The organism is Sphingomonas sp. ASV193, from assembly GCF_040203355.1.
Lineage (GTDB): Bacteria > Pseudomonadota > Alphaproteobacteria > Sphingomonadales > Sphingomonadaceae > Sphingomicrobium.
In genome coordinates, this window is sequence record NZ_JBEHBW010000001.1 from 264,405 (window position 1) to 288,950 (window position 24,546).

The 24,546-nt window shown below is 68.8% G+C and carries 27 protein-coding genes and 1 pseudogene; 18 read left to right on the plus strand and 10 right to left on the minus strand.

Going from position 1 to position 24,546, the window contains the following annotated elements; translation table 11 throughout:
• Positions 1–101: 101 nt before the first annotated feature.
• Together pspF and ABDK56_RS01465 are read left to right on the plus strand one after the other, a co-directional pair.
• The gene (pspF, locus tag ABDK56_RS01460) at positions 102–1,145 is read left to right on the plus strand and encodes a phage shock protein operon transcriptional activator (RefSeq protein WP_349806292.1); all 1,044 of its coding nucleotides are present in this window, start codon (positions 102–104) and stop codon (positions 1,143–1,145) included.
• Between the two features lie 73 nt (positions 1,146–1,218).
• Positions 1,219–1,842 carry a superoxide dismutase gene (locus tag ABDK56_RS01465; RefSeq protein ID WP_349806293.1) on the plus strand — a complete coding sequence of 208 codons (624 nt, stop codon included), beginning with the start codon at positions 1,219–1,221 and terminating at the stop codon, positions 1,840–1,842.
• 16 nt (positions 1,843–1,858) lie between these two features.
• Here ABDK56_RS01465 and ABDK56_RS01470 read toward each other — a convergent pair whose 3' ends face one another.
• Genes ABDK56_RS01470 through dapF form a run of 6 tightly spaced genes read right to left on the minus strand, consistent with a single transcriptional unit; the run spans position 1,859 to position 7,154 of the window.
• Positions 1,859–2,620 carry an ABC transporter permease gene (locus ABDK56_RS01470; RefSeq protein ID WP_349806294.1) on the minus strand — a complete coding sequence of 254 codons (762 nt, stop codon included), beginning with the start codon at positions 2,618–2,620 and terminating at the stop codon, positions 1,859–1,861.
• Positions 2,617–3,558 (minus strand): ABC transporter ATP-binding protein, encoded by a 942-nt coding sequence (locus ABDK56_RS01475; RefSeq protein ID WP_349806295.1) that lies wholly within the window; start codon positions 3,556–3,558, stop codon positions 2,617–2,619. Before ABDK56_RS01475 ends, ABDK56_RS01470 begins: the two co-directional genes overlap by 4 nt.
• The gene (locus tag ABDK56_RS01480) at positions 3,555–4,190 is read right to left on the minus strand and encodes an inner membrane-spanning protein YciB (RefSeq protein ID WP_502959244.1); all 636 of its coding nucleotides are present in this window, start codon (positions 4,188–4,190) and stop codon (positions 3,555–3,557) included. The genes ABDK56_RS01475 and ABDK56_RS01480 overlap by 4 nt, the downstream gene beginning before the upstream one ends.
• A complete protein-coding gene (gene ftsY / locus ABDK56_RS01485; protein ID WP_349806296.1) occupies positions 4,187–5,098 on the minus strand; it encodes a signal recognition particle-docking protein FtsY in 912 nt (303 codons plus the stop codon). Before ftsY ends, ABDK56_RS01480 begins: the two co-directional genes overlap by 4 nt.
• Entirely contained in the window at positions 5,095–6,303 is a 1,209-nt protein-coding gene (locus tag ABDK56_RS01490; RefSeq protein WP_349806297.1) for a MiaB/RimO family radical SAM methylthiotransferase, read from the minus strand. Before ABDK56_RS01490 ends, ftsY begins: the two co-directional genes overlap by 4 nt.
• Positions 6,304–6,356: 53 nt before the next feature.
• Positions 6,357–7,154 carry a diaminopimelate epimerase gene (gene dapF, locus ABDK56_RS01495; RefSeq protein WP_349806298.1) on the minus strand — a complete coding sequence of 266 codons (798 nt, stop codon included), beginning with the start codon at positions 7,152–7,154 and terminating at the stop codon, positions 6,357–6,359.
• Positions 7,155–7,210: 56 nt separating this feature from the next.
• Here dapF and ABDK56_RS01500 point away from each other — a divergent pair, with 56 nt between their 5' ends.
• The 5 genes and pseudogenes from ABDK56_RS01500 (at position 7,211) to rimM (ending at position 11,116) form a co-directional block, all read left to right on the plus strand.
• Complete coding sequence (locus ABDK56_RS01500; protein WP_349806299.1) at positions 7,211–7,636, plus strand: hypothetical protein; 426 nt, start codon at positions 7,211–7,213, stop codon at positions 7,634–7,636.
• A 63-nt stretch (positions 7,637–7,699) separates the two neighbouring features.
• Positions 7,700–8,383 carry a hypothetical protein gene (locus tag ABDK56_RS01505; protein WP_349806300.1) on the plus strand — a complete coding sequence of 228 codons (684 nt, stop codon included), beginning with the start codon at positions 7,700–7,702 and terminating at the stop codon, positions 8,381–8,383.
• Positions 8,384–8,523: 140 nt separating this feature from the next.
• Positions 8,524–9,993 carry a signal recognition particle protein gene (gene ffh / locus ABDK56_RS01510; protein WP_349806301.1) on the plus strand — a complete coding sequence of 490 codons (1,470 nt, stop codon included), beginning with the start codon at positions 8,524–8,526 and terminating at the stop codon, positions 9,991–9,993.
• A 24-nt stretch (positions 9,994–10,017) separates the two neighbouring features.
• Positions 10,018–10,437, plus strand: a pseudogene (gene rpsP, locus ABDK56_RS01515) (30S ribosomal protein S16); the annotation flags it as partial.
• Positions 10,438–10,621: 184 nt separating this feature from the next.
• On the plus strand, positions 10,622–11,116 hold the full coding sequence (gene rimM / locus ABDK56_RS01520) for a ribosome maturation factor RimM (RefSeq protein ID WP_349806303.1): 495 nt from the start codon (positions 10,622–10,624) through the stop codon (positions 11,114–11,116).
• On the opposite strand, the gene ABDK56_RS01525 is transcribed toward rimM, so the two are convergent.
• Together ABDK56_RS01525 and ABDK56_RS01530 are read right to left on the minus strand one after the other, a co-directional pair.
• On the minus strand, positions 11,113–12,051 hold the full coding sequence (locus ABDK56_RS01525) for an NAD(P)/FAD-dependent oxidoreductase (RefSeq protein WP_349806304.1): 939 nt from the start codon (positions 12,049–12,051) through the stop codon (positions 11,113–11,115). The genes rimM and ABDK56_RS01525 overlap by 4 nt on opposite strands.
• Positions 12,052–12,060: 9 nt before the next feature.
• The gene (locus ABDK56_RS01530; RefSeq protein ID WP_349806305.1) at positions 12,061–13,842 is read right to left on the minus strand and encodes a cation:proton antiporter domain-containing protein; all 1,782 of its coding nucleotides are present in this window, start codon (positions 13,840–13,842) and stop codon (positions 12,061–12,063) included.
• 68 nt (positions 13,843–13,910) lie between these two features.
• Between ABDK56_RS01530 and ABDK56_RS01535 the strand changes: the two genes are divergently transcribed.
• Entirely contained in the window at positions 13,911–14,120 is a 210-nt protein-coding gene (locus ABDK56_RS01535; protein WP_349806306.1) for a hypervirulence associated TUDOR domain-containing protein, read from the plus strand.
• A gap of 165 nt (positions 14,121–14,285) precedes the next feature.
• Here ABDK56_RS01535 and ABDK56_RS01540 read toward each other — a convergent pair whose 3' ends face one another.
• Positions 14,286–15,503: an NADP-dependent isocitrate dehydrogenase gene (locus ABDK56_RS01540; protein WP_349806307.1), complete on the minus strand. Its 1,218-nt coding sequence runs from the start codon at positions 15,501–15,503 to the stop codon at positions 14,286–14,288.
• A gap of 118 nt (positions 15,504–15,621) precedes the next feature.
• On the opposite strand from ABDK56_RS01540, the gene ABDK56_RS01545 reads away from it, so the two are divergent.
• Together ABDK56_RS01545 and ABDK56_RS01550 are read left to right on the plus strand one after the other, a co-directional pair.
• Entirely contained in the window at positions 15,622–16,344 is a 723-nt protein-coding gene (locus ABDK56_RS01545) for a phosphatidylserine decarboxylase (protein WP_349806308.1), read from the plus strand.
• A complete protein-coding gene (locus tag ABDK56_RS01550; RefSeq protein ID WP_349806309.1) occupies positions 16,341–17,147 on the plus strand; it encodes a CDP-alcohol phosphatidyltransferase family protein in 807 nt (268 codons plus the stop codon). Before ABDK56_RS01545 ends, ABDK56_RS01550 begins: the two co-directional genes overlap by 4 nt.
• Here ABDK56_RS01550 and ABDK56_RS01555 read toward each other — a convergent pair.
• Positions 17,068–17,304, minus strand: coding sequence for a hypothetical protein (locus ABDK56_RS01555; protein WP_349806310.1), 237 nt, complete (start codon positions 17,302–17,304; stop codon positions 17,068–17,070). The genes ABDK56_RS01550 and ABDK56_RS01555 overlap by 80 nt on opposite strands.
• Before the next feature lie 272 nt (positions 17,305–17,576).
• Here ABDK56_RS01555 and rpsB point away from each other — a divergent pair, with 272 nt between their 5' ends.
• The 8 genes from rpsB to ABDK56_RS01595 all read left to right on the plus strand — a co-directional run bounded on the left by rpsB (position 17,577) and on the right by ABDK56_RS01595 (position 24,431).
• On the plus strand, positions 17,577–18,332 hold the full coding sequence (gene rpsB, locus ABDK56_RS01560; RefSeq protein ID WP_349806311.1) for a 30S ribosomal protein S2: 756 nt from the start codon (positions 17,577–17,579) through the stop codon (positions 18,330–18,332).
• 85 nt (positions 18,333–18,417) lie between these two features.
• A complete protein-coding gene (tsf, locus tag ABDK56_RS01565; RefSeq protein WP_349806312.1) occupies positions 18,418–19,356 on the plus strand; it encodes a translation elongation factor Ts in 939 nt (312 codons plus the stop codon).
• Between the two features lie 92 nt (positions 19,357–19,448).
• The gene (gene pyrH / locus ABDK56_RS01570) at positions 19,449–20,171 is read left to right on the plus strand and encodes a UMP kinase (RefSeq protein WP_349806313.1); all 723 of its coding nucleotides are present in this window, start codon (positions 19,449–19,451) and stop codon (positions 20,169–20,171) included.
• 7 nt (positions 20,172–20,178) lie between these two features.
• Entirely contained in the window at positions 20,179–20,736 is a 558-nt protein-coding gene (gene frr / locus ABDK56_RS01575) for a ribosome recycling factor (RefSeq protein ID WP_349806314.1), read from the plus strand.
• Complete coding sequence (uppS, locus tag ABDK56_RS01580) at positions 20,733–21,512, plus strand: polyprenyl diphosphate synthase (RefSeq protein ID WP_502959245.1); 780 nt, start codon at positions 20,733–20,735, stop codon at positions 21,510–21,512. Before frr ends, uppS begins: the two co-directional genes overlap by 4 nt.
• Complete coding sequence (locus tag ABDK56_RS01585; RefSeq protein WP_349806315.1) at positions 21,509–22,156, plus strand: phosphatidate cytidylyltransferase; 648 nt, start codon at positions 21,509–21,511, stop codon at positions 22,154–22,156. The genes uppS and ABDK56_RS01585 overlap by 4 nt, the downstream gene beginning before the upstream one ends.
• A complete protein-coding gene (locus ABDK56_RS01590) occupies positions 22,153–23,313 on the plus strand; it encodes a 1-deoxy-D-xylulose-5-phosphate reductoisomerase (protein WP_349806316.1) in 1,161 nt (386 codons plus the stop codon). The genes ABDK56_RS01585 and ABDK56_RS01590 overlap by 4 nt, the downstream gene beginning before the upstream one ends.
• A complete protein-coding gene (locus ABDK56_RS01595) occupies positions 23,313–24,431 on the plus strand; it encodes a M50 family metallopeptidase (RefSeq protein WP_349806317.1) in 1,119 nt (372 codons plus the stop codon). The genes ABDK56_RS01590 and ABDK56_RS01595 overlap by 1 nt, the downstream gene beginning before the upstream one ends.
• Positions 24,432–24,546 lie beyond the last annotated feature (115 nt).

Here is a 24,546-nt window from a genome sequence, read left to right on the forward strand (position 1 = left end):
CGGTCGATAAGCATAGTCTTCCGGGAAAAGGGCCAATTTTCGACCAACGGCGGTCCGAAATATCTTGCCACAAGGTGGGATTTGCCACCAAATCTTGGGCGATGGAACGGGCCAACCAGTTCGTCGGGCAGAGCCTCGAATTTCTCGACGCGGTCGAGCGGACCAGCCGCGCCGCGCCGATGAACCGCCCCGTCCTCGTCATCGGCGAGCGCGGTACCGGCAAGGAACTGATCGCCGAGCGGCTCCACCATTTGTCGGGTCGCTGGGCCGGCCCCCTAGTGACGATGAATTGCGCCGCGCTCCCTGAAAACCTGATCGAGGCCGAGCTGTTCGGCCACGAGGCGGGCAGCTTCACCGGCGCCTCGAAGACCCGCCACGGCCGGTTCGAGGAAGCCGACGGCGGCACTTTGTTCCTCGACGAGCTGGCGACGCTGTCCTCGCCCGCGCAGGACCGGCTGCTGCGCGCGGTCGAATATGGCGAGATCACCCGCATCGGTGCGTCCAAGCCGGTCAAGGTCGACGTCCGCATCGTCGCCGCGACCAACGAGCATCTGCCCCGCCTCGTCGAACAGGGTCGCTTCCGCGCCGACCTGCTCGACCGGCTGAGCTTCGAGGTCGTCACGCTGCCCCCGCTGCGCCACCGCGAGGGCGACATCGCAATCCTCGCCGAACATTTCGCCCGGCGCATGGCGGTCGAGCTCGACTGGCCCAACTGGCCCGGCTTCGCGCCCGAAGCGATGGCGCGGCTCGAAGCCTATGCCTGGCCCGGCAACGTGCGCGAGCTGCGCAACGTGGTCGAGCGCGCGGTATACCGCCACCAGGACCCCGAGCGCCCGGTCGAGAAGATCCAGTTCGACCCGTTCAAGTCGCCGTGGTCGCCGCTGTCCTCAACCCCCTCGGTCATCGCGCCCGAACCCGAGCCCGCCGCCGCCCCGGTCGCCGCGCCCGCCGCCGCCCCGGTTGCCCCATCCTCGACCGACGACTTCCGCGCCGCGGTCGCCGCTTATGAAAAGGCGCTGCTCGAGGACGCATTGTCGCGCAATCGTTTCAACCAGCGCGCCACCGCCACCGCGCTCGGGCTCAGCTACGACCAGCTTCGCCACGCGATGAAACGCCACAAGCTGACCGAAAACGCGTCCGACTGAGCCTTTTCGATGCAACATGGCGGCGCTAGTGGCGTTGGCCGTTCACGCGACGTTTCAACCGAGAGGAATCCCCATGCCCTTCACGCTCCCCGATCTCCCCTTCGCCAAGGACGCGCTCGGCGACGTCATGAGCGCCGAGACCTTCGACTATCACCACGGCAAGCATCACAAGGCCTATATCGACAAGGCCAACGGGATGCTCGGCGACAAGGGCCTCGAGGGCGCCTCGCTGCTCGAGGTGATCAAGGCCGCGAAGGACAAGGGCGACAAGGGGCTGTTCAACAACAGCGCCCAGATCTGGAACCACAGCTTCTTCTGGCAATGCCTCGCCCCCGAAGGATCGACCAGCCCGTCGGGCAAGCTCAAGGAGATGATCGACAGCGACTTCGGCGGCCACGACGCGCTGCTCGAGAAGCTGGCGACCGAGAGCACCAACCACTTCGGCTCGGGCTGGGGCTGGCTGGTCCTCAACAATGGCAAGCTCGAGGTGACCTCGCTCCACGACGCCGACACCCCGGTTGCCAACGGCATGACCCCGCTGCTCACGCTCGACGTGTGGGAACACGCCTATTACATCGACTATCGCAACGAGCGTCCGCGCTACCTCAAGAGCGTGCTCGAAAAGGTCGTCAACTGGGACTTCGTCGCCCAGAACCTCGACGGCAACGGCGCGTCGCGCGCCGACCAGCAGAGCTGAGCGATGTCCGCGCCGGCTACTGCTTGAGGCGGTAGCCGGTGCGGAACATCCAGCCGATGATCGCGAGGCAGACGAGGATCAGCCCCGCCATCATCGCCATGCTCGACCACACCGGCACGTCGGCCTGCCCGGTGAAGGTCCAGCGGAACCCGCTGACGAGGTGGACCACCGGGTTGAACTTGGTCACCGTCCGCCACGGCTCGGGGATCGAGTTGACCGAGTAGAAGGCCCCGCCCAGGAAGGTCAGCGGGGTGATCACCAACATCGGGATGATCTGGAGCTGCTCGAAATTCTTCGACCATATCCCGATCGCAAAGCCGAACAGGCAGAAACCGACGCAGATCGCGACCAGGAAGGCGAGCATCAGCAGCGGGTGGGCAAGGTGCACCGGCACGAACAGCGTCGCGGTCGCCAGCGTCACCAGCGCCAGCACCACCGACTTGGTCGCCGCCGCCCCGACATAGGCGACGACCAGCTCGAACGCCGAGATCGGTGCTGACAGCATTTCGTAGATAGTGCCGGTAAACTTCGGAAAATAAATGCCGAAGCTGGCGTTGAAGATCGACTGCATGAACACGCTCAATAGCGTCAGCCCGGGGACGATGAACGCCCCGAAACTGACCCCGTCGATCGCCGCGACCTTGCTCCCCAGCGCCGCGCCGAACACCACGAAATAGAGCGCGGTGGTGATCACCGGGGTGATCAGGCTCTGCCACAATGTCCTGAGCGCACGCGCCATCTCGAACCGGTAGATGGCGGCGATGCCGTGCCCGTTCATGCCCGCGCTCCCTCGCCATGGACCAGCTCGACGAAGATGTCCTCGAGGCTCGACTGGTGGGTCGACAAATCCTTGAAGCCGATGTGCGCGTCCGACAGCGCCTTCATCAGCCCGTCGATCCCGGTCTCCTCGGCATTGGCGTCGAACCGGTAGCACAAGGTCCGCCCGTCATCTTCGAGCCCCGGCGCCCATGGCGCAAGGGCAGGGGGCACCGCCGCCATCGGCTCGGCGAGCGCGATCTTGAGCGTCTTCTTCCCCATCCGCGCGATCAGCGCCTTTTTCTCGTCGACCGCGATGAGCTCGCCCTTCGAGATCACCCCCACCCGGTCGGCCATTTCCTCGGCCTCCTCGATGTAGTGGGTGGTCAGGATGATCGTCACCCCGTCGTCGCGCAGCTTGCGCACCAGCGCCCACATGTCGCGGCGAAGCTCGACGTCGACCCCCGCGCTCGGCTCGTCGAGGAACAGGATGGTCGGCTCGTGGCTCAGCGCCTTGGCGATCATCACCCGCCGCTTCATGCCGCCCGACAGCGCCATCATGATCGACTTGCGCTTGTCCCACAGCGTCAGCCGCCTGAGGATTTCCTCGATCTTCCCGTCGTCGCGGGCCTTTCCGAACAGCCCGCGCGAGAAGCTGACCGTGCTCCACACGCTCTCGAACGCGTCGGTGGTCAGCTCCTGCGGCACCAGCCCGATGTGGGTGCGCGCGTGGCGATAGTCGCGCTCCCAGTTCTTCCCTTCGACCAGCACCTCGCCCCCGCTCGCGGTGACGATCCCGCACACGATGCTGATCAGCGTCGTCTTGCCCGCGCCGTTGGGGCCGAGCAGCGCGAAGATCTCGCCCTTGCGGATGTCGAGGTCGACGCCCTTCAGCGCCTCGGTCCCGCCGCCATAGGCCTTGCGCAGCCCGCGGATCGACAGGATCGGCGCCTCGCTCATTCGAGCGGCGCCTTCTCGACCGCCGCCGCCTTTTCGTCGACGTCGAGCCCGTGGCGGACCAGCATCGGGATGTTCGCCGCCGCGAACAGCAGCGAGGCGATGCTCACCCCCCACACCTTGAGCGTCAGCCACGCATCGAAGCTCAGCGCCTGCCGCGCCACCTCGTTGGCCACCGCCAGCACGAGGAAGAACAGCCCCCAGTTGCGGCTGAGCTTGAGCCAGCCGGTCTCGTCGAGCCCGGGGAAGATCGGCCCGAACAGCCACTTGAGCATCGCCCTCTTGCGTGCCCAGGCGACCAGCACCAGCGCGGCCAGCGCGAGATAGATGATCGTCGGCTTGATCTGGATGAAGCGCGGGTCGTGGAAATAGACCGTCAGCCCGCCGAACACGAGGATCAGGATCGCCGACAGCCAGCTCATCGGCGACACCCGGCCGAGCACGAAGTGGCCGACCCCGATCGCGATCACGATCGCGCCCATGAACGCCAGCGTCGCGGTCATCATCGCCGCGATCCCGCCGCCGCCGAACTTGTAGGCGAGGAAGAACACCAGCAGCGGCCCGAAATCGACCGCCATCGCCAGCGGCCCGCCCTGTGCTTTCCTGTCAACGCTCACGCCATCGTCCTTTGTCATTGGAGCCCCGCGATCGCCCGCGCCACCGCGCGCGGATCGAACGGGCGCAAATCGTCGACCCCTTCGCCGACCCCGATCGCGTGGATCGGCAGCCCGAACTTCTCCGCCGCCGCGACCAGCACCCCGCCGCGCGCGGTGCCGTCGAGCTTGGTCATGACGAGCCCGGTCACCCCGGCATCGCGCGCGAAAATCTCGATCTGGTTCAACGCGTTCTGCCCGGTCGTTGCGTCGAGTACCAAGATCACGTCGTGCGGCGCCTCGGGATTGAGCCGCCCGAGCACCCGGCGAACCTTCGACAGCTCGTCCATCAGGTGCGCCTTGTTCTGCAGCCGCCCGGCGGTGTCGACGATCAGCGCGTCGATCCCGGTCGCGGTCGCCTGCTTTACCCCGTCGAACACGATTCCCGCCGCGTCGCCGCCTTCCTTGCCCGAGATGACGGGCGCGCCGATCCGGTCGCCCCAGATCTTCAACTGCTCGATCGCCGCCGCGCGAAAGGTGTCGCCGGCCGCCAGCAGCACGCCATAATCCTGCTCCTTGAGCCAATGGCCGAGCTTGCCGATCGTCGTCGTCTTGCCGCTGCCGTTGACCCCGATCACCAGGATCACGTGCGGTCGCGGAAAGCCCCACACGTCGAGCGGCTTGGCCACCGGCGAAAGGATCTTCTCGATCTCCTCGGCCAGGATCGTCCTCAGCCCGCGCTCGTCGAGCTGCTCGAACCGCCGCGCCGCGATCGCCTCGCGGATCCGCCGCGACGCCCCGGGGCCGAGGTCGGACGCGATCAGCGCCTCCTCGATATCGTCGAGCGTCGCCGTATCGAGCGCTTGGGTGGAGACGATCCCCTGCAGGTTGTCGCCGACCTTTTCCGCCGTCTTCCTGAAACCGCCTGTCAGGCGATCGAGCCAACTCATTCGAAAACCCCGATTAACTGGTCACCGTCGACCGCTTCGATCCGCGTCGGACCGCAGTCGCCGCGCCTGGCTCCGGCGATCCGCACCGGCGCGAAGCCGTCGCTATGCCCGCGTTCGCCATTCTCCACCAGCACCGTCTGCGATGTGCCGACCAGCCCCGCCAGCCAGCTTGCCCGCCGCCCCGCCGCCGCCGCGCGAAGCGCCGCCGCGCGCGCCTTGACCGTCGCGGCCTCGACCTGCGGCATCCGCGCCGCCGCGGTCCCCGGCCGCGCCGAATAGGGAAAGACGTGCGCCGCCACGATGTCGCAATCGTCGATCAGCGCGCGCGTGTTCGCCGCTGCTTCCTCGCTCTCGGTCGGGAATCCGGCGATCAGGTCGGCACCGATGGTGACGTCACGCCGCCGCTTCAGCCGCTCGACCGTCGCCACCGCCTGCGCACGCGAATGACGCCGCCGCATCCGCTTGAGCACCAAATCGTCCCCGGCCTGGAGCGAGAGGTGGAGATGCGGCATCAGTCGCGGCTCGCCGTCGACCAGCTCGAGCAGCGCGCCGTCGAGCTCGACGCTGTCGAGCGAGGACAGCCGCAGCCGGGCGAGGGCAGGCAGGTCGCGCAGCAGCCGCTGGCAAAGCGTCCCGAGCCCGCCCGCGTAATCGGTCACGTCGACCCCGGTCAGCACGATCTCGCGCGCGCCCGCGTCGAGCTCGCGCGCGACCGCGTCGCGCACCGCCTCGTAGGCCAGCGAGCGCGAGGCCCCGCGCGCCTGCCAGATCGAACAGAAGGTGCAGCGATGGTCGCACCCGGTTTGGACCGCGACGAACGAGCGCACCCGCGACAGGAAACCGGCCGCCACCGGCGGCACGCCTGCCGCCATGACGTCACCGCGCACCACCTTGTTTTCGCTCGAAAAAGCATCGCGGCGATATTTGTCGGCATTGCCGATCACTCGCGCCACCTCGGGCATCGCCGCGAACGCCCCGGGGTCGAGTTCCGCCGCGCAGCCGGTGACGATGATCGGCCGCCCGGGCGCCTCGCGCCACGCCCGCCGGATCGCTTGCCGGGTCTGCCGCACCGCTTCGTTCGTCACCGCGCAGCTGTTGACGACCAGCGACCCCGCCGGTGCCAGCGTCCGCATCGCCTCGCTCTCGGCGAAGTTGAGCCGGCAGCCCAAGGTCAGCGTCTCGACGCGTGCGTCGGAAGACGCCATCGAAAGCGTCTCGACGCTTGCGTCGGAAGACGCCATCGAAAGCGTCTCGACGCTCAAAGCGCTTCCAAGTCGATACTGCCCGTGAACACGTGCGTCGCGCTTCCACGCATCCGCACCTTTTCCCCCGGCGCCCAGCCGATCGTCAGCGCGCCGCCCGGCATCGTCACCTTCACCGGCGAGCCGACCAGCCCGCGCCGGATCGCCGCGATCGCGCTCGCGCACGCCCCTGTCCCGCACGCCAGCGTCGCCCCGGCCCCGCGCTCCCACGTCCGCAGCCGCAGCCCGCCCGCGACCACTTCGGCGACGTTGACGTTGACCCGCTCGGGGAAGATCGGATCGTGCTCGACCACCGGCCCCAATGTTTCCAACGGGATAGCGTCCAAGGCTTCGACGAAAAACACGATATGCGGGTTGCCGACGTTGACCGCGTCGCCGCCTTCCAGCGCCCCCCAGCCGCACGGCACCGGCCGCGTATCGACCGGGTCGGCGAGCGGGATCGAGTCCCACTCGAACCGCGGCTCGACCAGCTCGACCTCGACCTCCTCGCCGTCGGCCGCCCCCGCGATGACCCCGCCGTCGGTCTCGATGCTCGCCGCACCGGTCAGCGCGACCACGCAGCGGCTGGCGTTACCGCACGCCTCGGCGACCGACCCGTCGGGGTTCCAGATGTCCATCCGCACCTCGGCCACCGCGCTCGGCGACAGCCGGATCAGCTGGTCGCAGCCAATCCCCGTCCGCCGGTCGCACAGCGCCGCCGCCAGCGCCGCGTCGATCGCCACCGGGTCGCTGCGCGCGTCGAGGATGACGAAATCATTCCCCAGCCCGTGCATCTTATGGAATTGCCGCGTCACGCCGCGCGACTTAGGGAGCGGGCACGCGCGAGTCCACCGCGCGAAGGAGACGACGAGTGCAGCGAGCCGCCAGCGAAGTCATGCAGGGCATCCTCTTTTCCGCCCTGGTCGACGCGATCGCCGCGGCGAAGGCGGCCGCGGGCGGAGTCCCCAACGTCATGCTCCGCGACCTCCAGTCGCTCCACCCCAACACCGCCTTCGCCGACCTGCCCAGGCCGCTCCAGGACTCGATCCGCGAGTCGGTCCGCTCGGCCTTCGCCCAGCTGCTGAAGGACGGCTATGTCGTCGGCCCCAAGGGCACGGTGCAGACCAGCCGCCCGCTCGACCGGGTCCCCGAACGCGAACGCCGCGACCCCGGCGACCGCCGCGACAACCGCCGCACCCCCGGCCGCCGCGGCCCCGGCACCCCGGGCCCGCGCGGCCCGCGTCCGGGTGGCGGCGGTCCCCGCGGGGGCGGGGGCGGAGCCAAGCCCAAGCCCTGATTGCATTTGCCGCCCGCCCGGGCTTAGCTGCGGGGCAGGGGGACCGAAGGCAGGGGGCTGGCCATGAAACCACCGCAACCGCTCCACGGCTGGCGCGCCTTCGCGGGCGAGGTCGGCGTGATCGTCCTCGGCGTCCTCCTCGCGCTCGGCGCGCAGCAGGCGGCACAGGCGTGGCAGGAGCGGCAGGACGTCGCCGCCTTCCGCCAGACGATCGACCATGAAATCGGCATGGACCTTTACGCCTACCTGTTCCGCGCCAGGCAGTTCGATTGCGACCATCGCCGGCTCGCCGACATGAGCGCGTGGCTCGACCGGGCGCGAACGGGGTCCCCCATGCCCGCGCTGTACCCGCGAACACCGGTCAACATCGGTATCTCGCGAAGTGCCTGGGACAGCCGCGACGCCGAGACGTTCCGCCATCTCCCCGCCGACATCCGCCAGAATTACGCGATGTTCTACGACGGCGTCGCGGTGCTCGACCAGGTGTCGAAGAGCCAGCGCGACTTCATCGACCGCATCAGCGGGTTCGCCGAGCCGGGCGCGGTGAGCCTCGCCGACCGACGCCTCCTCCGCGCCGCGATCGCCCGGCTCGGTCCGCTAGTCCAGGTCGAGGAGATAGACATCGGCGGTGAACTCGGCTTGGGCGAGCAACTCGGTATCAAGCCAGTGCCCCAGCCGGGTCTGCCGCCCGACATATTGCGCAAGGCGCTGCGTTGCAGCTCGGTGTTCGATCCCCCAAAAACTTGACCTCGCCGCCCCTCTCGCGTAGGGGCGCGGCTGTCTTAACGGACAGACATCGCTGACGCCTCTCGGGGCACGCTGGCCGGTGAAGCCTCACCCGCCGGCGTCGTTTGCGTTGTCGTCCGTGGGTTTGGTGAGGATTCTGGATGTTCGACAGCCTTAGCGATCGCCTCGGCGGCGTCTTCGACAAGCTCCGCGGCCGCGGCGCCCTGTCGGAGGCCGACGTGCGGGCGGCGATGCGCGAGGTGCGCGTCGCGCTGCTCGAGGCCGACGTCGCGCTCCCCGTTGCGCGTGACTTCGTCGACAAGGCGACCGAGCAGGCGGTCGGGCAGGACGTCATTCGCTCGGTCACGCCCGGCCAGATGGTGGTCAAGATCGTCCACGACGCGCTGGTCGAGATGCTCGGCGGCGAAGGCACGGACGGGCAGGGGGCCGCGCTCCACCTCGACGTCAATCCGCCTGCGGTCGTGATGATGGTCGGCCTGCAGGGCTCGGGCAAGACCACCACCACCGCCAAGCTCGCCAAGCGGCTCAAGGAGCGCGAGCGCAAGAAGGTCCTCATGGCCTCGCTCGACGTCGCCCGCCCGGCGGCGCAGGAGCAGCTCGCCGTGCTCGGCCGCCAGGCGGGAGTCGATACGCTGCCGATCGTCGCCGGCCAGCCCCCGGTCGAGATTGCAGGGCGAGCCCTGCAATCCGCCCGCCTCCAGGGCTACGACGTCCTCCTGCTCGACACCGCCGGCCGCCTCCACGTCGACGACGCGCTGATGGCCGAGATGAAGGCGGTCGCCACCGCCGCGAAGCCGGTCGAGACGCTGCTCGTCGTCGACAGCCTTACCGGGCAGGACGCGGTCAACGTCGCCAAGGGCTTCGCCGGCGAGGTCGAGCTGTCGGGCGTCGTCCTCACCCGGATGGACGGCGATGCGCGCGGTGGCGCGGCGCTCTCGATGCGCGCGGTCACCGGCAAGCCGATCAAGTTCGCCGGCACCGGCGAGGGGCTCGACGCGCTCGAGGCATTCCACCCGTCGCGCGTCGCGGGGCGGATCCTCGGCATGGGCGACGTCGTCAGCCTCGTCGAGCGCGCTGCCGAGACCGTCCAGGTCGAGGAGGCCGAGAAGCTCGCCGCCAAGATGGCGAAGGGCAAGTTCGACCTCGACGACCTCGCCATGCAGATCCAGCAGATGAAGCGGATGGGCGGCCTCGGCGCGCTCGCCGGGATGCTTCCGGGGATGAAGGGCCTCGCCAAGCCCGGCGCGGTCGACGACAAGGCGCTGGTCCGGCTCGAGGCGATGATGAGCTCGATGACCGCCAAGGAACGCGCGCGCCCCGACATCATCAACGCCAAGCGCAAGATCCGCATCGCCAAGGGCAGCGGCACCTCGGTGCAGGAGGTCAACAAGCTGCTCAAGATGCACCTCGAAATGGCCAACGCGATGAAGCGGCTGAAGAAGCTCGGCGGCTTCGGCAAGCTCGCCGCGATGTTCTCGGGCGGCGGGATGGAAAAGGCGCTTGGCGGCCTTGGTGGCGGGGGTCTCGGGGGCGGCCAGCTCCCCGGCCTGCCCGGCGGTGCCTCGCCCTTCAACCTTCCGCCCGGTTTCGACAAATTCTCGAAAAAATAGATAGTTACTGAAAGGACCTAACACATGGCAGTTGCAATTCGTCTCGCCCGGGGTGGCAGCAAGAAGCGCCCCTATTACCGCATCGTCGTCGCCGACTCGCGCAACGCGCGTGACGGCCGCTTCATCGAGAAGATCGGCACCTACAACCCGCTCCTCGCCAAGGATTCGCCCGACCGCGTCAAGCTCGACGGCGAGCGCGCCGCCCACTGGCTGAGCGTCGGCGCCCAGCCGTCGGACCGCGTCGCCCGCTTCCTCGATGCCGCCGGCATCCGCGAGCGCGCCGCCCGCAACAACCCGAAGAAGGGCGAGCAGGGCAAGAACGAAAAGGATCGCGCCGAGACCCGCGCCGCCAAGGCCGCCGAAGCCGCGGAGGCCGCTGCCGCCGCCGCCGCCCCGGCTCCCGAAGAAGCCCCGGCCGAGGAAGCGCCCGCCGCCCCGAGTACCGCCGACGTTAACGAGGCGACCCCCGACAGCGACGCCGGCGACGATGCCGCCGCGGTGACCGGCGAGAGCAGCCAGGCCCCGGCCGAGGGCGAAGCCGCCCCCGATGCGCCGGCCGCCGAAGAGGCCGCGAGCGCCGACGAGGCCCCGGTCGCCGAGGCCGAGGGCGAAAAGGCCGAGTAAGCCCGTGACCGCGCCGGCTCCCGACAAGCGCATTGCGCTCGCCGCGGTCGCCGGCGCGCACGGCGTCAGGGGCGAGGTTCGCCTGAAGCTGTTCGCCGACAGCCTCGACAGCCTCGCCCGCCACGCCACGCTGTTCGTCGGCGGCGAGCCCCGCGCGCTCGCCATCCGCGACGGCTCGAACGGCCCGATCGCCCGGATCGACGGGGTCGCGACGCGCGAGGCCGCCGAGGCGCTTCGCGGCACGCTCATCGAGGTCGATCGCGCCGACCTTCCCCCGCTCAAGGACGGCGAATATTACCACGCCGACCTGATCGGCCTGACCTGCTTCGACGCCGCCGACGCCACCGTCGGCTCGGTCGTCGCGGTCGAGAATTTCGGCGCCGGCGACCTGCTCGAAGTCGAACTGGCCAGCGGCAAGCGCGCGCTGATCCCGTTCAGGCCCGGCATTGCCGACCTCGTCGACGCCCGGATCGTGCTCGATCCCGTCTACCTCGCCTAGGCGCACTCTTCTTCGCGAAGCAGCGGCCGAACCGCCGCCAGGTCGTTGCGGATCGTGGTCGAGGCGACCCCGCCTTCGCCCATCGCGTGGCTGATCTGGTCGAGCCCCTTGACCACGTCCCCCGCCGCGTAGAGCCCCGTCACGCTGCATCGCTGGTGCCCGTCGACCAGCACGCAGGCATCGTCGCTGAGCTTGGCCCCGACCATCTTCGCCAGCTGGTTGTGAATGTCGCTGCCGAGCGCCGGGTAGACGCTCGCGAAGGCCAGCGTTTCGCCGCCCTCGACCCGCACGACGATCTCGTCCGCGCCCGGCTCGATCGCCACGATCGGCCCGTCGACCAGCCGCACCTTCGCCGCCTCCAGCCTCGCCCGGTCGTCGTTGCTGAGCGCGAGCGGTCCGTCGGGCTCGATCAGCGTCACGTCGGGCGTATAGCCGCGAAGGAACATCGCCTCGCCCGGCCCGCGCGCCGCATTGCCGATGATCCCGACCGGCTTGTCGGTCACCTCGTAACCGTCGCAGATCGGGCAGTAGCGGACCAGCCCGCGCGCCAACGCGTCGTCGTGCGCCGCCTCGTCCATCGGCGGGCGGCGGTTGGTCACCCCGGTCGCCAGCAGCACGGTCCGCGCGCGCACCGGCCCCGCGCCCCATTCGGCCTCGAAGTCATGCTCGCCCCGCACCTCGAGCCGGCTGACCCGTCCGCGCTCGATCCGCGTGCCGTATTTGCGCGCCTGCTCGCGCATCTTCTCGAGCAGTTCCTCGCCGTTGATCCCGTCCGGATAGCCGGCATGGTTGTGGCTGCACGGGATCGTCGCGGCGCGGCTCTCGCCGCTGTCGACCACGAGGATGTCGAGGTGATAGCGCGACAGGTAGATTGCCGCGGTCAGCCCCGCCGGGCCGCCGCCGATCACCAGGCAGTCGAGGATGTCGTCGCTCATATGTGACGCTCAAGCGCCGGGCGGCGTCGATGTTCCCATGTCGCGCACCCGCCGCCGCCCTAGCCGCGGCGCGACGTCGAGCGCGCCCTCGTCCATGATCTGCGCGCGAAGCTCGCTGCGCCGCTCGTGGATGCTCGCGATCACCGGCCCCATCGCCACCCCGATGTCGACCAGCACCGCCTCGGAAAGCTGGAGCGACGCCTCGAGCGCCTCGGGCACCGCGTCGGTCACCCCTGCGCGATAGAGCGCGGCGGCGTGGGCGGCGTCGCGCGCGCGGGCGATGATCGGCAACGTCGGGTGACGCGCGCGAAGCCGCTCGGTCAGCCGCGTGGTCAGCACCGGGTCGTCCATCGTCAGCACCGCCGCCGCCGCGCGGGCCAGGTCGAGCTTTTCGACCAGCTCCTTGCGCGCGACGTCGCCGAACCGCACCGCGTAGCCGTCGGCGCGCGCCGCCTTGACCCCGTCGATGTCGCTGTCGATCCCGATCGCCGCGCGCCCGTGCCGCTCCAGCATCGTCGCCACCATCCGCCCGACCCGGCCGAAGCCGAACACGAGCGTCGCCCCGTCGATCTCGCCGGGCGCTGGCAATTCGGCCGCGCCCCGGTCGACCCGGCCCGCGGTCCACCGCCCCGCGCTCGCCAGCAGCGGGGTCACCATCATCCCCAGCGCGCTCACCGCCGACCAGAAGGCGACCGCGTCGGCCCCCAGGACCTTGGCGGTCCCCGCCGCGCCGAGCAGGATCAGCGTCGTCTCGCCGGGGCTGGCCATCAGCAGCCCGGTCTCCGCCGCCACCCCGCGCCGCGCCTTGGTCGCGAATAACAGCAGCCCGGTGACGATCGCCTTGAGCGCGATCACCACCGCCAGCGCGCCGAGCAGCCGCGGCCAGTCGCTCGCCAGCGCGCGCGGGTCGATCCGCATCCCCACGGTGATCAGGAAGACCCCGAGCGCGAGCCCCTTGAACGGCTCGACCACCATCTCGACCTCGTGGGCATAGTCGGTCTCGGCGATCAGCAGCCCGGCGAGCAGCGCGCCGAGGATCGGCGACAGCCCGGCCTTGCCGGTCGCCCCGGCGGCGAGGATCACGGTCAGCAGCGAAATGGCGAGGAACAGCTCGGGCTTCTTCGCCCGCGCCGCCTGCGCGAACAGGCTGGGCAGGGCATAGCGCCCGACCAGCAGGACGGCGAGGATCGCGACCGCGCCATAAAGCGCGGTCTGCCCCCAGTCGCCCCCCGCGCCGAGCAGCAGCAGCAGCGGGACCAGCGCCAGATCCTCGAACAGCAGCATCGCCAGCGCGCCACGCCCGACCGCGCCGTCCAGCCCCGCGCTCGTCTGGCCCGCGATCGGAAGAACCAGCGCGGTCGAGCTCATCGCCAGCGCCACCGCCAGCCAGCCCGCGGCGGGGAAGGGGGTGCCGGTCGCCGCGAGGAACAGCGCGATCAGCGCCGCCCCGCCGACCAGCTCGGTCGCGCCGATCCCGAACACCTGCCGCCGCATCGCCACCAGCCGGCGGAAGCTCAATTCGAGCCCGATGGTGAACAGCAGCAGGATGATGCCGAGCTCGGCGAACGGCTCGATCCCGTGCGGGTCGCTGATCACGAACGGCTCGAGCCAGCGGTGCGTCTCGGCGACCCCGCCGAGCGCGAACGGCCCGGCGATCACCCCGACGATGAGGAAGCCGATGACCGGGTTGATCTTCAGCCGGGCGAAGGCGGGAATGACGATCCCCGCCGCGCCGAGGATGGTCAGCGCGTCGGAAAATCCGCTTCCGAGCGAAGGGGAGGGGCCGGCCATGGCCCCTTGAAGCACGGTGGCGCCGCGCTGTCACCGGACCCATGCGCCGCGCGGCGCGTTGGGCGGCGATGACGAAGACACTCAAGGCTGGCGACAAGGTCGCCTGGGACAGCAGCGGCGGTCACTCGACCGGCAAGGTGGTGAAGAAGCTCACCCGGCCGACCTCGATCAAGGGGCACAAGGTGGCGGCCTCGGCCGACAATCCCGAATATCTGGTCAAGAGCGGGAAGAGCGGCGCCGTCGCCGCGCACAAGCCGGGCGCGCTCAGGAAGGCCTGACCGAAAAGGCCTGTCCTATTCGCGACGGTCCTGCCAGAGTGACGTCATGACGTCCGCCGGCAGGGCCGCGCGATTGGATTCGCCAGGATCTTCGGCCACCGCCTGACCGGCGCTCCCTCGCTTAAGGTCACGAAAAGGTCCGGTCAGACGCTGGCTTTTGCGACGTTAGGCCGGGGCCATCGCCTTCTCGAGGTTCTCGACGATCGCCTCGAAGAACTGCTCGGTGGTCATCCACGGCTGGTCGGGCCCGACCAGGATCGCGAGGTCCTTGGTCATCTTGCCTTCCTCGACCGTCTCGACGCACACCCGCTCGAGCGTCTCGGCGAAGCGGACAACCTCGGGAGTCTCGTCGATCCGCCCGCGGAACTTCAGCCCCCCGGTCCACGCGAAGATCGACGCGATCGGGTTGGTCGAGGTCGCCTTGCCCTGCTGGTGCTGGCGGTAGTGGCGGGTCACCGTGCCGTGCGCCGCCTCGGCCTCGACCGTCTTGCCGTCGGGGGTCATCAGCACGCTGGTCATCAGCCCCAGCGAGCCGAACCCCTGCGCGACCTGGTCCGACTGGACGTCGCCGTCGTAATTCTTGCACGCCCACACGAACTTGCCCGACCATTTAAGCGCCGAGGCGACCATGTCGTCGATCAGCCGGTGCTGATACTCGATCCCCGCCTTTTCGAAGTCGGCCTTGAACTCGGCGTCGTAGACCTCCTGGAAGATGTCCTTGAACCGGCCGTCATAGGCCTTGAGGATGGTGTTCTTGGTCGACAGGTAGACCGGCCACTTGCGCTGCAGCCCGTAGTTGAGGCTGGCGCGGGCGAAGTCGCGGATCGATTCGTCGAGGTTGTACATCCCCATCGCGACCCCCGATGAGGGGAAGTCGAACACCTCGTGCTCGATCTCCTCGCCATTCTCGCCGACCCACTTGATGCTGAGCTTGCCCTTGCCCGGCACCTTGAAGTCGGTCGCCTTGTACTGGTCGCCGAACGCATGGCGGCCGACCACGATCGGGTCGGTCCAGCCGGGGATCAGACGGGGAATGTTGTCGATTACGATCGGCTCGCGGAAGACCACGCCGCCGAGGATGTTGCGGATCGTCCCGTTGGGCGACTTCCACATCTTCTTCAGCCCGAATTCCTCGACCCGCGCCTCGTCGGGGGTGATCGTCGCGCACTTCACCCCCACGCCATGTTCGAGGATCGCGTTGGCGGCATCGATGGTGATCTGGTCGTCGGTCTCGTCGCGCTTTTCGATCCCGAGGTCGTAGTAGAGCAGGTCGACGTCGAGATAGGGCAGGATCAGTTTTTCGCGGATCCACTGCCAGATGATGCGGGTCATCTCGTCGCCGTCGATCTCGACGACCGGGTTCTTCACCTTGATCTTGGCCATGTTCGTTCCTGACTGGAAGGGGTTGGCGCGGGCCTTAAGACGCGTGCGCGGGCAAGGCAACCGGGCGAAACGGCGGGCCGGATTGCAGGCTCCTGCCCTTGCCCCTAGAGGAACGCTCATGTCCCAGATCCAAAATCCCGACAGCCAGCTGACCGCGGTCAAGTGGCGTTTCCCGCAGGTCCATCCCGAGGGGCGCAAGTTCGTCGTCGTCGCCGGCTTCATCGCCTTTTGCGCCTATTGGCTGAGCCCGTCGCTGGCGTGGCTGCTGACCGGGCTGACGATCTGGGTCGCCGCCTTCTTTCGCGACCCGGTGCGGACCACGCCGAGCGATCCCAAGCTGATCATCGCCCCCGCCGACGGGCTGGTGACGATGATCGTCCAGGTGCCGCCACCGCCCGAGTTGTCGGCGAGCCTTGCCGGCACCTTCACCCGCGTGTCGATTTTCATGAGCGTGTTCGACGTCCACATCAACCGAGCGCCGATCGCGGGAACGATCCGCAAGATGGCCTATGTGCCGGGCAAGTTCGTCAACGCCGACCTCGACAAGGCGAGCGAGGACAATGAGCGGCAGCATTTCCTCGTCGAGGGCGACGACGGGACGCTGATCGGGTTCACCCAGATCGCCGGGCTGGTGGCGCGGCGGATCCTGGCCTTCGTCCGCGAAGGCGACCGGGTCCGCGCGGGCGAACGGGTCGGCCTGATCCGCTTCGGCAGCCGGGTCGACGTCTATTTGCCCGAGGGCACCGCGCCGACCGTGCTGCTCGGCCAGCGGACGATCGCGGGCGAAACGATCCTCGGCGAGATCGGCGCGACGGTCGTGCGCAACGGCACCAGCCAGTGAGCGAACCGCCGGTCCGCGCCTTTCCGTTTCGCGCGTTCGTCCCGAACGCGGTGACGGCGATGGCGCTGTGCCTCGGGCTGACCGGGATCCGGTTCGGGATCGACCATCACTGGGACAAGGCGCTGCTCGCGGTCGTCGGCGCGGGCGTGCTCGACGGGATGGACGGACGGATCGCGCGCGCGCTCCGGGCGCAGAGCAAGTTCGGCGAGGAGCTCGATTCGCTCAGCGACAATATCGCGTTCGGTACCGCGCCGGCCCTGATCCTGTTCCTCTGGTCGCTCCATGCCGCGCCGCGCTTCGGCTGGATCGCCTCGCTCGCGCTCGCGGTCTGCTGCGCGCTTCGGCTGGCGCGCTACAATTCGCGGATCGACGCCGACTACCAGCCGCACAAGTCGGCCGGGTTCAACACCGGGGTGCCGGCGCCGGCGGGAGCGGGGCTGGCCTTCGTCCCGATCCTGCTGTGGCTGGTGACCGACAACGCGCTGTTCGAGGATTGGCGGATCGTGCTGCCGTGGACGCTGTTCGTCGCGGTGCTGATGATCTCGGCGATCCCGACCTTCAGCTGGTCGTCGATCCGGATTCGCCAGCAGTGGCGGATGATCGCGCTGCTGCTGGTCGTGCTGCTCGGCGCGAGCCTGGTCGTCGCGCCGTTCCAGGCGTTGCTGGTGGTGACCCTAGGCTATCTCGCCACCATCCCGTGGAGCCTGGCGAGCTATGCCGCGGTCAGGCGGCGTCGCGCCACGCCGCCGCGGCGCGCAGCGGACGGCGAACCGACCCTGCCCGAGGCTGGTAGCGCACGGTAACCGCGCGATAGGTCGGTTCGGGCTGCGCCGCCCACGACCTGCCCTTGAGCGCGGCGACGATCTTCGAACCGTCCTCGGCGGCCCAGTCGAGCGCGAGCTTCACGACGAGCCACAGGGTGGCGAGAACGGCGGCGGTGGCGAATGGTGCGAGAATCATCGGCGTTTCCCTTTTCGTTCCAGCCAACCCCGCAACGCGCAATTCGTTCCGTTTTCGGCCAATTCCGGTCTGTTCTGGCGCCATGTTCCCTCAATGTTCTTGTCTGGTCAAGCAAATTCGTTCTTCGAATGTTCTCATTTCCGAAGCGCTTGAAAAGATTGGAGAGTTGCTTTAGGGGGCCGCTCATCCCGCAGATGGAGCCGCCATACCGGTGCCCGCCGCAAGGCAGGTGACTGGCTCCATCGAGGCCTAACCGGAAGGAGACTATCCCTATGGCGACCAATGTCGTCACGATGCAGCAATTGCTCGAAGCTGGCGCCCACTTCGGCCACCAGACCCACCGCTGGAACCCGCGGATGAAGCCGTACATTTTCGGCGACCGCAACGGCGTCCACATCATCGACCTGTCGCAGAGCGTGCCGCTGTTCGCCCGCGCGCTCGACTTCGTCCAGCAGACCGCCGCGCGCGGCGGCAAGGTGCTGTTCGTCGGCACCAAGCGCCAGGCGCAGGACGCGATCGCCGACGCGGCGCGTGCCAGCGGCCAGCATTTCGTCAACCATCGCTGGCTGGGCGGCATGCTCACCAACTGGAAGACGGTCAGCAACTCGATCAAGCGCCTCAAGACGCTCGAGGAGCAGCTGAGCGGCGACACCGCGGGCCTGACCAAGAAAGAAGTGCTCCAGCAGACCCGCGAGCGCGACAAGCTCGAGAAGTCGCTCGGCGGCATCCGCGACATGGGCGGGCTGCCCGACGTGATGTTCGTCGTCGACACCAACAAGGAAGAGCTGGCGATCAAGGAAGCCAACGTGCTGGGCATCCCGGTCGTCGCGATCCTCGATTCGAACTCGAACCCGACGGGGATCGCTTTCCCGGTGCCGGGCAACGACGACGCAAGCCGCGCCATCCGCCTCTATTGCGAGGTGATCGCCAATGCCGCCAACGCCGGCAAGACCGGCGAGCGCCAGTCGCGCGGCGAGGACATCGGCGCGATGGCCGAGCCGCCGGTCGAGGCTGCGCTCGAGGCCTGACCCGCTTCGCGTTTGACTTTCGGGGACGCGTCGCGGGGGCAACCCGGCGACGCGTCGCCCATATTTGCCTGTGGAAGGATTAGACATGGCTGAGATCACCGCCGCTACGGTGAAGGAACTGCGCGAGCGCACCGGCGCCGGCATGATGGACTGCAAGAAGGCGCTGGCCGAAAACGGCGGCGACATGGAAGCGTCGGTCGACTGGCTTCGCGCCAAGGGCCTCGCCGCCGCCGCCAAGAAGGCCGGGCGCACCGCCGCCGAGGGGCTCGTCGGGGTCGCGGTCGACGGCACCAAGGGCGCGGTGGTCGAGGTCAACTCGGAAACCGACTTCGTCGCCAAGAACGAGCAGTTCCAGGAGTTCGTCCGCGAGGTCAGCAAGCTGGCGCTCGGGGCCGGCGGCGACGTCGAGGCGCTCAAGACGGCGGCCTATCCGGGCGGCGGGTCGGTCGAGGAGAAGCTGACCGACAATATCGCCACCATCGGCGAGAACCAGTCGCTTCGCCGCACCGCGGTGCTCGAGGTCGGTGAGGGCGCGGTCGTCAGCTACGTCCACAATGCCGCCGCTCCGAACATGGGCAAGATCGGCGTGCTCGTCGCGCTCGAGAGCGCGGCGCCGGCCGAGACGCTCCAGGCGCTTGGCAAGCAGATCGCGATGCACATCGCCGCGGCCAACCCGCTCGCGCTCAACGGCGACGATCTCGACACCGACCTGATGGCGCGCGAAAAGGCGATCGCGATGGAAAAGGCGGCCGAAAGCGGCAAGCCGGCCAACATCGTCGAAAAGATGGTCGAGGGCACGATGGCCAAGTTCCGCAAGGAAAATGCGCTGCTCAGCCAGCTGTTCGTGATGGACAACAAGACCCCGGTCGCCGACGTCGTCGCGCAGGCGGGCAACGAGGCGGGCTCGCCGATCACGTTGAAGGCCTACCAGCGCTTCCAGCTGGGCGAAGGCATCGAGAAGGCCGAGAGCGACTTCGCCGCCGAAGTCGCCGCCGCCTCGGGCGTGCCGCAGCCGGTCGCGTAACACAAATTGATCGACCGCGTTTCAGCGGTTGGCAGCGGGGCGGGGGCGTCTTAAAGCGCCTTTCCGCCCCGTTTCCTTTGACCGGAGATTGCATGACCTTTCCGCGCTTCAACCGCATCCTGCTGAAGCTGTCGGGCGAGGCGCTGATGGGGCCGGGCCAGTTCGGAATCGATCCCGACACGGTCGCCAACATGGCCGCCGAGGTGAAGGCGGCGAAGGAGACCGGGCTCGAGCTGTGCCTGGTCATCGGCGGGGGCAACATCTTCCGCGGCATGGCGGGGGCGGCCAAGGGCATGGACCGCGCGCAGGCCGATTACATGGGCATGCTGGCAACGGTGATGAACGCGCTGGCGATGCAGAACGCGCTCGAGCAGCAGGGGGTCGAGACCCGAGTCATGTCGGCGATCAAGATGGACCAGGTGTGCGAGCCGGTGATCCGCCGCCGCGCCGAGCGCCATCTCGCCAAGGGCCGGGTGGTGATCTTCGCCGCCGGGGTGGGAAGCCCCTATTTCACCACCGACACCGGCGCCGCGCTCCGCGCCGCCGAGATGAAGTGCGACGCGCTGTTCAAGGGGACCAGCGTCGACGGGGTCTATGACGGCGACCCGAAGAAGAAGGCCGACGCCAAGCGCTACGAGACGATCGGCTTCGACAAGGTACTGGCCGACGACCTCAAGGTGATGGACGCGTCCGCGGTCGCGCTGTGCCGCGACAATGATATCCCGATCGTGGTGTTCAACATCCGCGAGGCCGGCAACCTTGCCCGGGTCCTTGCCGGGGACGGCACCGCGACGATCGTCGAAACCAAGGAGTAAGAGAGCGATGCCCGCCTACGACAAGAGCGATATCCAGCGCCGGATGACCGGTGCGCTCGACAACCTCAAGAACGACCTCGGCGGGCTTCGCACCGGCCGCGCGTCGACCGCGCTGCTCGATCCGGTACAGGTCGAGGTCTATGGCGCGAACATGCCGCTCAACCAGGTCGCGACCGTGTCGGTGCCCGAGCCGCGGCTGATTTCGGTCCAGGTGTGGGACCGGTCGAACCTGACCGCGGTCGAAAAGGCGATCCGCAACGCCGGGCTCGGGATCAACCCGATCGTCGACGGGCAGATGATCCGCCTGCCGATCCCCGACCTCACCGAGGAACGGCGCAAGGAACTCGCCAAGCTGGCCGGCCAATATGCCGAAAAGGCGAAGGTCGCGGTCCGCAACGTCCGGCGCGACGGGATGGACGCGCTCAAGACCGACGAGAAGAAAAAGGAAATCAGCGAGGACGAGCACAAGCGGCTCGACACCGAAGTGCAGAAGATGACCGACGACATCATCAAGGACATCGACGCCGCGTTCCAGACCAAGGAACAGGAAATCCTCGGCAAGTGACGTCGACACCGACTCCGTTCGTCCCGAGCGAAGTCGACGGGCGATCCGCGGGCCATGTCGATCGCGACGGTTCGGGGCACCCGGTGCCCCGCCACGTCGCGATCATCATGGACGGCAACGGGCGCTGGGCGACCAAGCGCGGGCTGCCGCGCGTCGCCGGCCACCGGGCCGGGGCGGAAGCAGTGCGAAAGGCGATGCGCGCCGCCGCCGATGCCGGGGTCGAGGTGTTGACCATCTACGCCTTTTCCTCGGAAAACTGGCGGCGCAGTGACGACGAGATCGCCGACCTGACCGGGCTGATGCGCTTCTACCTCGAGCGCGAGCTCAAGACGCTGGAGAAGGAAAAAGTCCGGCTCCAGCTGATCGGCCATCCCGAGGCGTTCGGCAGCGAGCTCGGCCAGCGGCTTCAAAAGGCGGTCGAGCGCACCGCGGCGAACACGCGGCTGACGCTCAACATCGCGCTCAACTATGGCTCGCGCGCCGAGCTTACCGCGGCGGCGAAGCGGCTCGCGGTGCTGGCGAAGGCGGGCGAGATCGACCCCGAGGGGATCGACGAGCAGGCGATGGCGGCGGGGCTCCAGACCGCCGGGCTGCCGGATCTCGACCTGCTGATCCGTACCTCGGGCGAGCTTCGGTTGAGCAATTTCCTGCTTTGGCAGGCGGCCTATGCCGAGCTGGTATTCCTCGACATTCTCTGGCCAGATTTCGACGAGGCGGCGTTCAACGACGCGCTGGCCGCCTATGCCGGGCGCCAGCGGCGGTTCGGCGGGCGATGAGCGAACTCGCCAAGCGCAGCGTGCTCGGCGTGCTCATGATCGCGGCGGCGCTGATCGCCGCGGTGCTAGGCGGCTACGTCTTCGCCAGCCTCGTCGCGCTGGCGGCGGTGGCGATGCTGTTCGAATGGCGGCGGATGGTCGCGCGCTGGGGAATCGGCTGGCAGGTCGCGGGTTTCGTCTACGCGCTCGTCCCCGCGCTGTCGCTGCTGTGGATCCGCGACCGCTATGCGATCGACGGCGCCCCGATGGGGCTCGAGCTGCTCGTCTGGGTGTTCGTGGTCACCTGGTCGACCGACATCGGCGCCTATTTCGCGGGACGGACGATCGGCGGGCCCAAGCTCGCGCCGTCGGTCAGCCCGAATAAGACCTGGGCGGGATTGGTCGGCGGGGTGGTGATCGCGACGCTGCTGGCGGCGGTGTGGGCGCGCACGGTGATGCTCCCCGCCAATGCCTACTGGCTCGCCGCGCCGTTCGCGGTCGCGGCGCAGCTGGGCGATCTGTTCGAAAGTGGGCTGAAGCGGCGCGCAGGGGTCAAGGACAGCGGCAATCTGCTGCCCGGCCACGGCGGGGCGCTCGACCGGCTCGACGGGCTGGTGGTGGTCGCGAGCCTGACCGCGGCGGCGACGCTGGCGGGGCTGCTGTGACCAAGCGCGTGTCGATCCTCGGCGCGACCGGCTCGGTCGGCGGCTCGACGCTCGACCTGATCGAGCGCTCGCCGGGCGATTACGAGGTGGTCGCGCTGACCGCGGCGACCAATGTCGAGAAGCTCGCCGCTGCCGCCAGGCGCACCCGCGCCAGGCTCGCGGTGATCGGCGACGAGGCCGGGCTGCCTGCGCTTCGCGACGCGCTCGCGGGGAGCGGGTGCGAGGCGGCGGCGGGCAAGTCGGCGCTGGTCGAGGCGGCGCGGGCCGACGCCGACTGGGTAATGGCGGCGATCGTCGGCTGCGCGGGTCTCGAGCCGGTGATGGCCGCGCTCGAGGCGGGGACAACGGTCGCGCTGGCGAACAAGGAAGCGCTGGTCACCGCCGGTGCGCTGATGACCGGGGCGGCGAAGGCGTCGGGGGCGACGATCCTGCCGGTCGACAGCGAACATAACGCGATATTCCAGTGCCTTGCCGGCTCATCCGTCGACCATGTCGCAAGGTTGGTGCTGACCGCGAGCGGCGGCCCGTTCCGCACGAAGAGCCGCGACGAGATGGCGGCGATGACCCCGGCGCAGGCGGTCGCCCATCCCAATTGGTCGATGGGCGCGAAGATCAGCGTCGACAGCGCGACGATGATGAACAAGGGGCTCGAGCTGATCGAGGCCTACCACCTGTTCGCGCTCCCCGCCGAGCGGATCGACATTCTCGTCCATCCCCAGTCGGTGATCCATTCGATGGTCGAATATGTCGACGGGTCGACGCTCGCCCAGCTCGGCAGCCCCGACATGCGAATCCCGATCGCGCACACGCTGGCGTGGCCCGAGCGGATGGCGACCCCGGCCGAGCGGCTCGACCTCGCGCGGATCGGGTCACTGACCTTCGAAGCGCCCGACACCCAGCGGTTCCCGGCGCTTCGGCTGGCGCGCGCGGTGCTCGGGGAAGCGACGTCGGCGCCGGTGGTGCTCAACGCGGCGAACGAAGTCGCGGTCGCGGCCTTCCTGGCAGGCAGGATCGGCTTCCTCGATATCGCCGCGACGGTCGAGCGGGTGCTTGGGCGGATGGCCCCGGCCGCGCCCCGCTCCGTCGATGAGGTGCTCGACATCGACCGCGAGGCGAGGCAAGTCGCTGATCTGGCGATGAAAGACTGCGCGACCTGATGCTTGCCCAACCCCCGCTGTGGCTGATCGTGATCGCCTTCATGCTGGCGATCGGCCCGCTCGTCTTCTTCCACGAGCTCGGCCATTACGCGATGGCCCGGGCGTTCGGGATCGGCGCCGAGAGCTTCTCGATCGGCTTCGGGCGCGAGATCGTCGGCTGGACCGACCGGCGCGGGACGCGGTGGAAGGTCGGGCTGCTGCCGCTCGGCGGCTATGTGAAATTCGTCGGCGACGAGAATGCGGCGAGCCAGCCGGGGGCCGGGGCGGCGGCCGATCCGCGATCGTTCCACGCGCGCCCGGTGTGGCAGCGGTTCCTGGTGGTGCTGGCCGGACCGATGACCAATTTTCTCATCGCGATTCTGATCTTCGCCGCCTTTTTCGCCGCGATCGGCGTGCCGCGGACACCGCCGGTCGTCGCGCAGATGATGCCCGGCAGCGCGGCGGCGTCGAGCGGGCTGGCGGTCGGCGACCGGATCACCGCGATCGGCGGCGAGGGGATCACGACGTTCGAGGACATCTTCCGCTACGTCGTGCTTCGTCCCGGCCAGACGGTCACGGTCGACGCGGTGCGCGACGGGCGGGCGATTCACGTGCCGGTCACGCTCGGCGCGGCAACCGAGGTCGACGAATATGGCCAGCGCTATCGCGTCGGGCGGCTCGGCATCCTCCAGCCCAAGCGGGTGTCCGAGCGGGTGCCGGCGATCGACCTCATCCCGACCTCGGTCGGCTTCACCTTGAAGATGACGCGTGCGATGGTCGACGGGCTCGGCCAGGTGATCGCCGGGCAACGATCGGTGAAGGAGCTCGGCGGGCCGCTCAAGATGGCGCAGGTCGCCGGGCAGCAGGCGGCGCTGGGGCCGTTCGAGTTCATCCAGCTGCTCGCCTTCTTCTCGATTAATCTGGGCTTCATCAACCTCCTGCCAGTCCCGATGCTCGACGGCGGACACCTCGCATTTTACGCGATCGAGGCGGTCCGGCGGAAACCGGTCGATCCACGCGCGATGGACTGGGCCTTCCGCGGCGGGCTGGCGCTGCTACTGGCGCTAATGCTGGTGCTGACCGTCAACGATCTGTCGTCCTTCGGCCTGTTTGACCGGCTTGGACGCTTGATTGGTTAGTGCGGTTGGGGCAGGGCAGGGCGGATCAACCGGGTGTCCAAAAAGGGCGCCAGAACAATTAGGGCGGGGACGAGTGATTTCCACCAGCGACAGGCTTTCGAAGCGCGTGAAATGC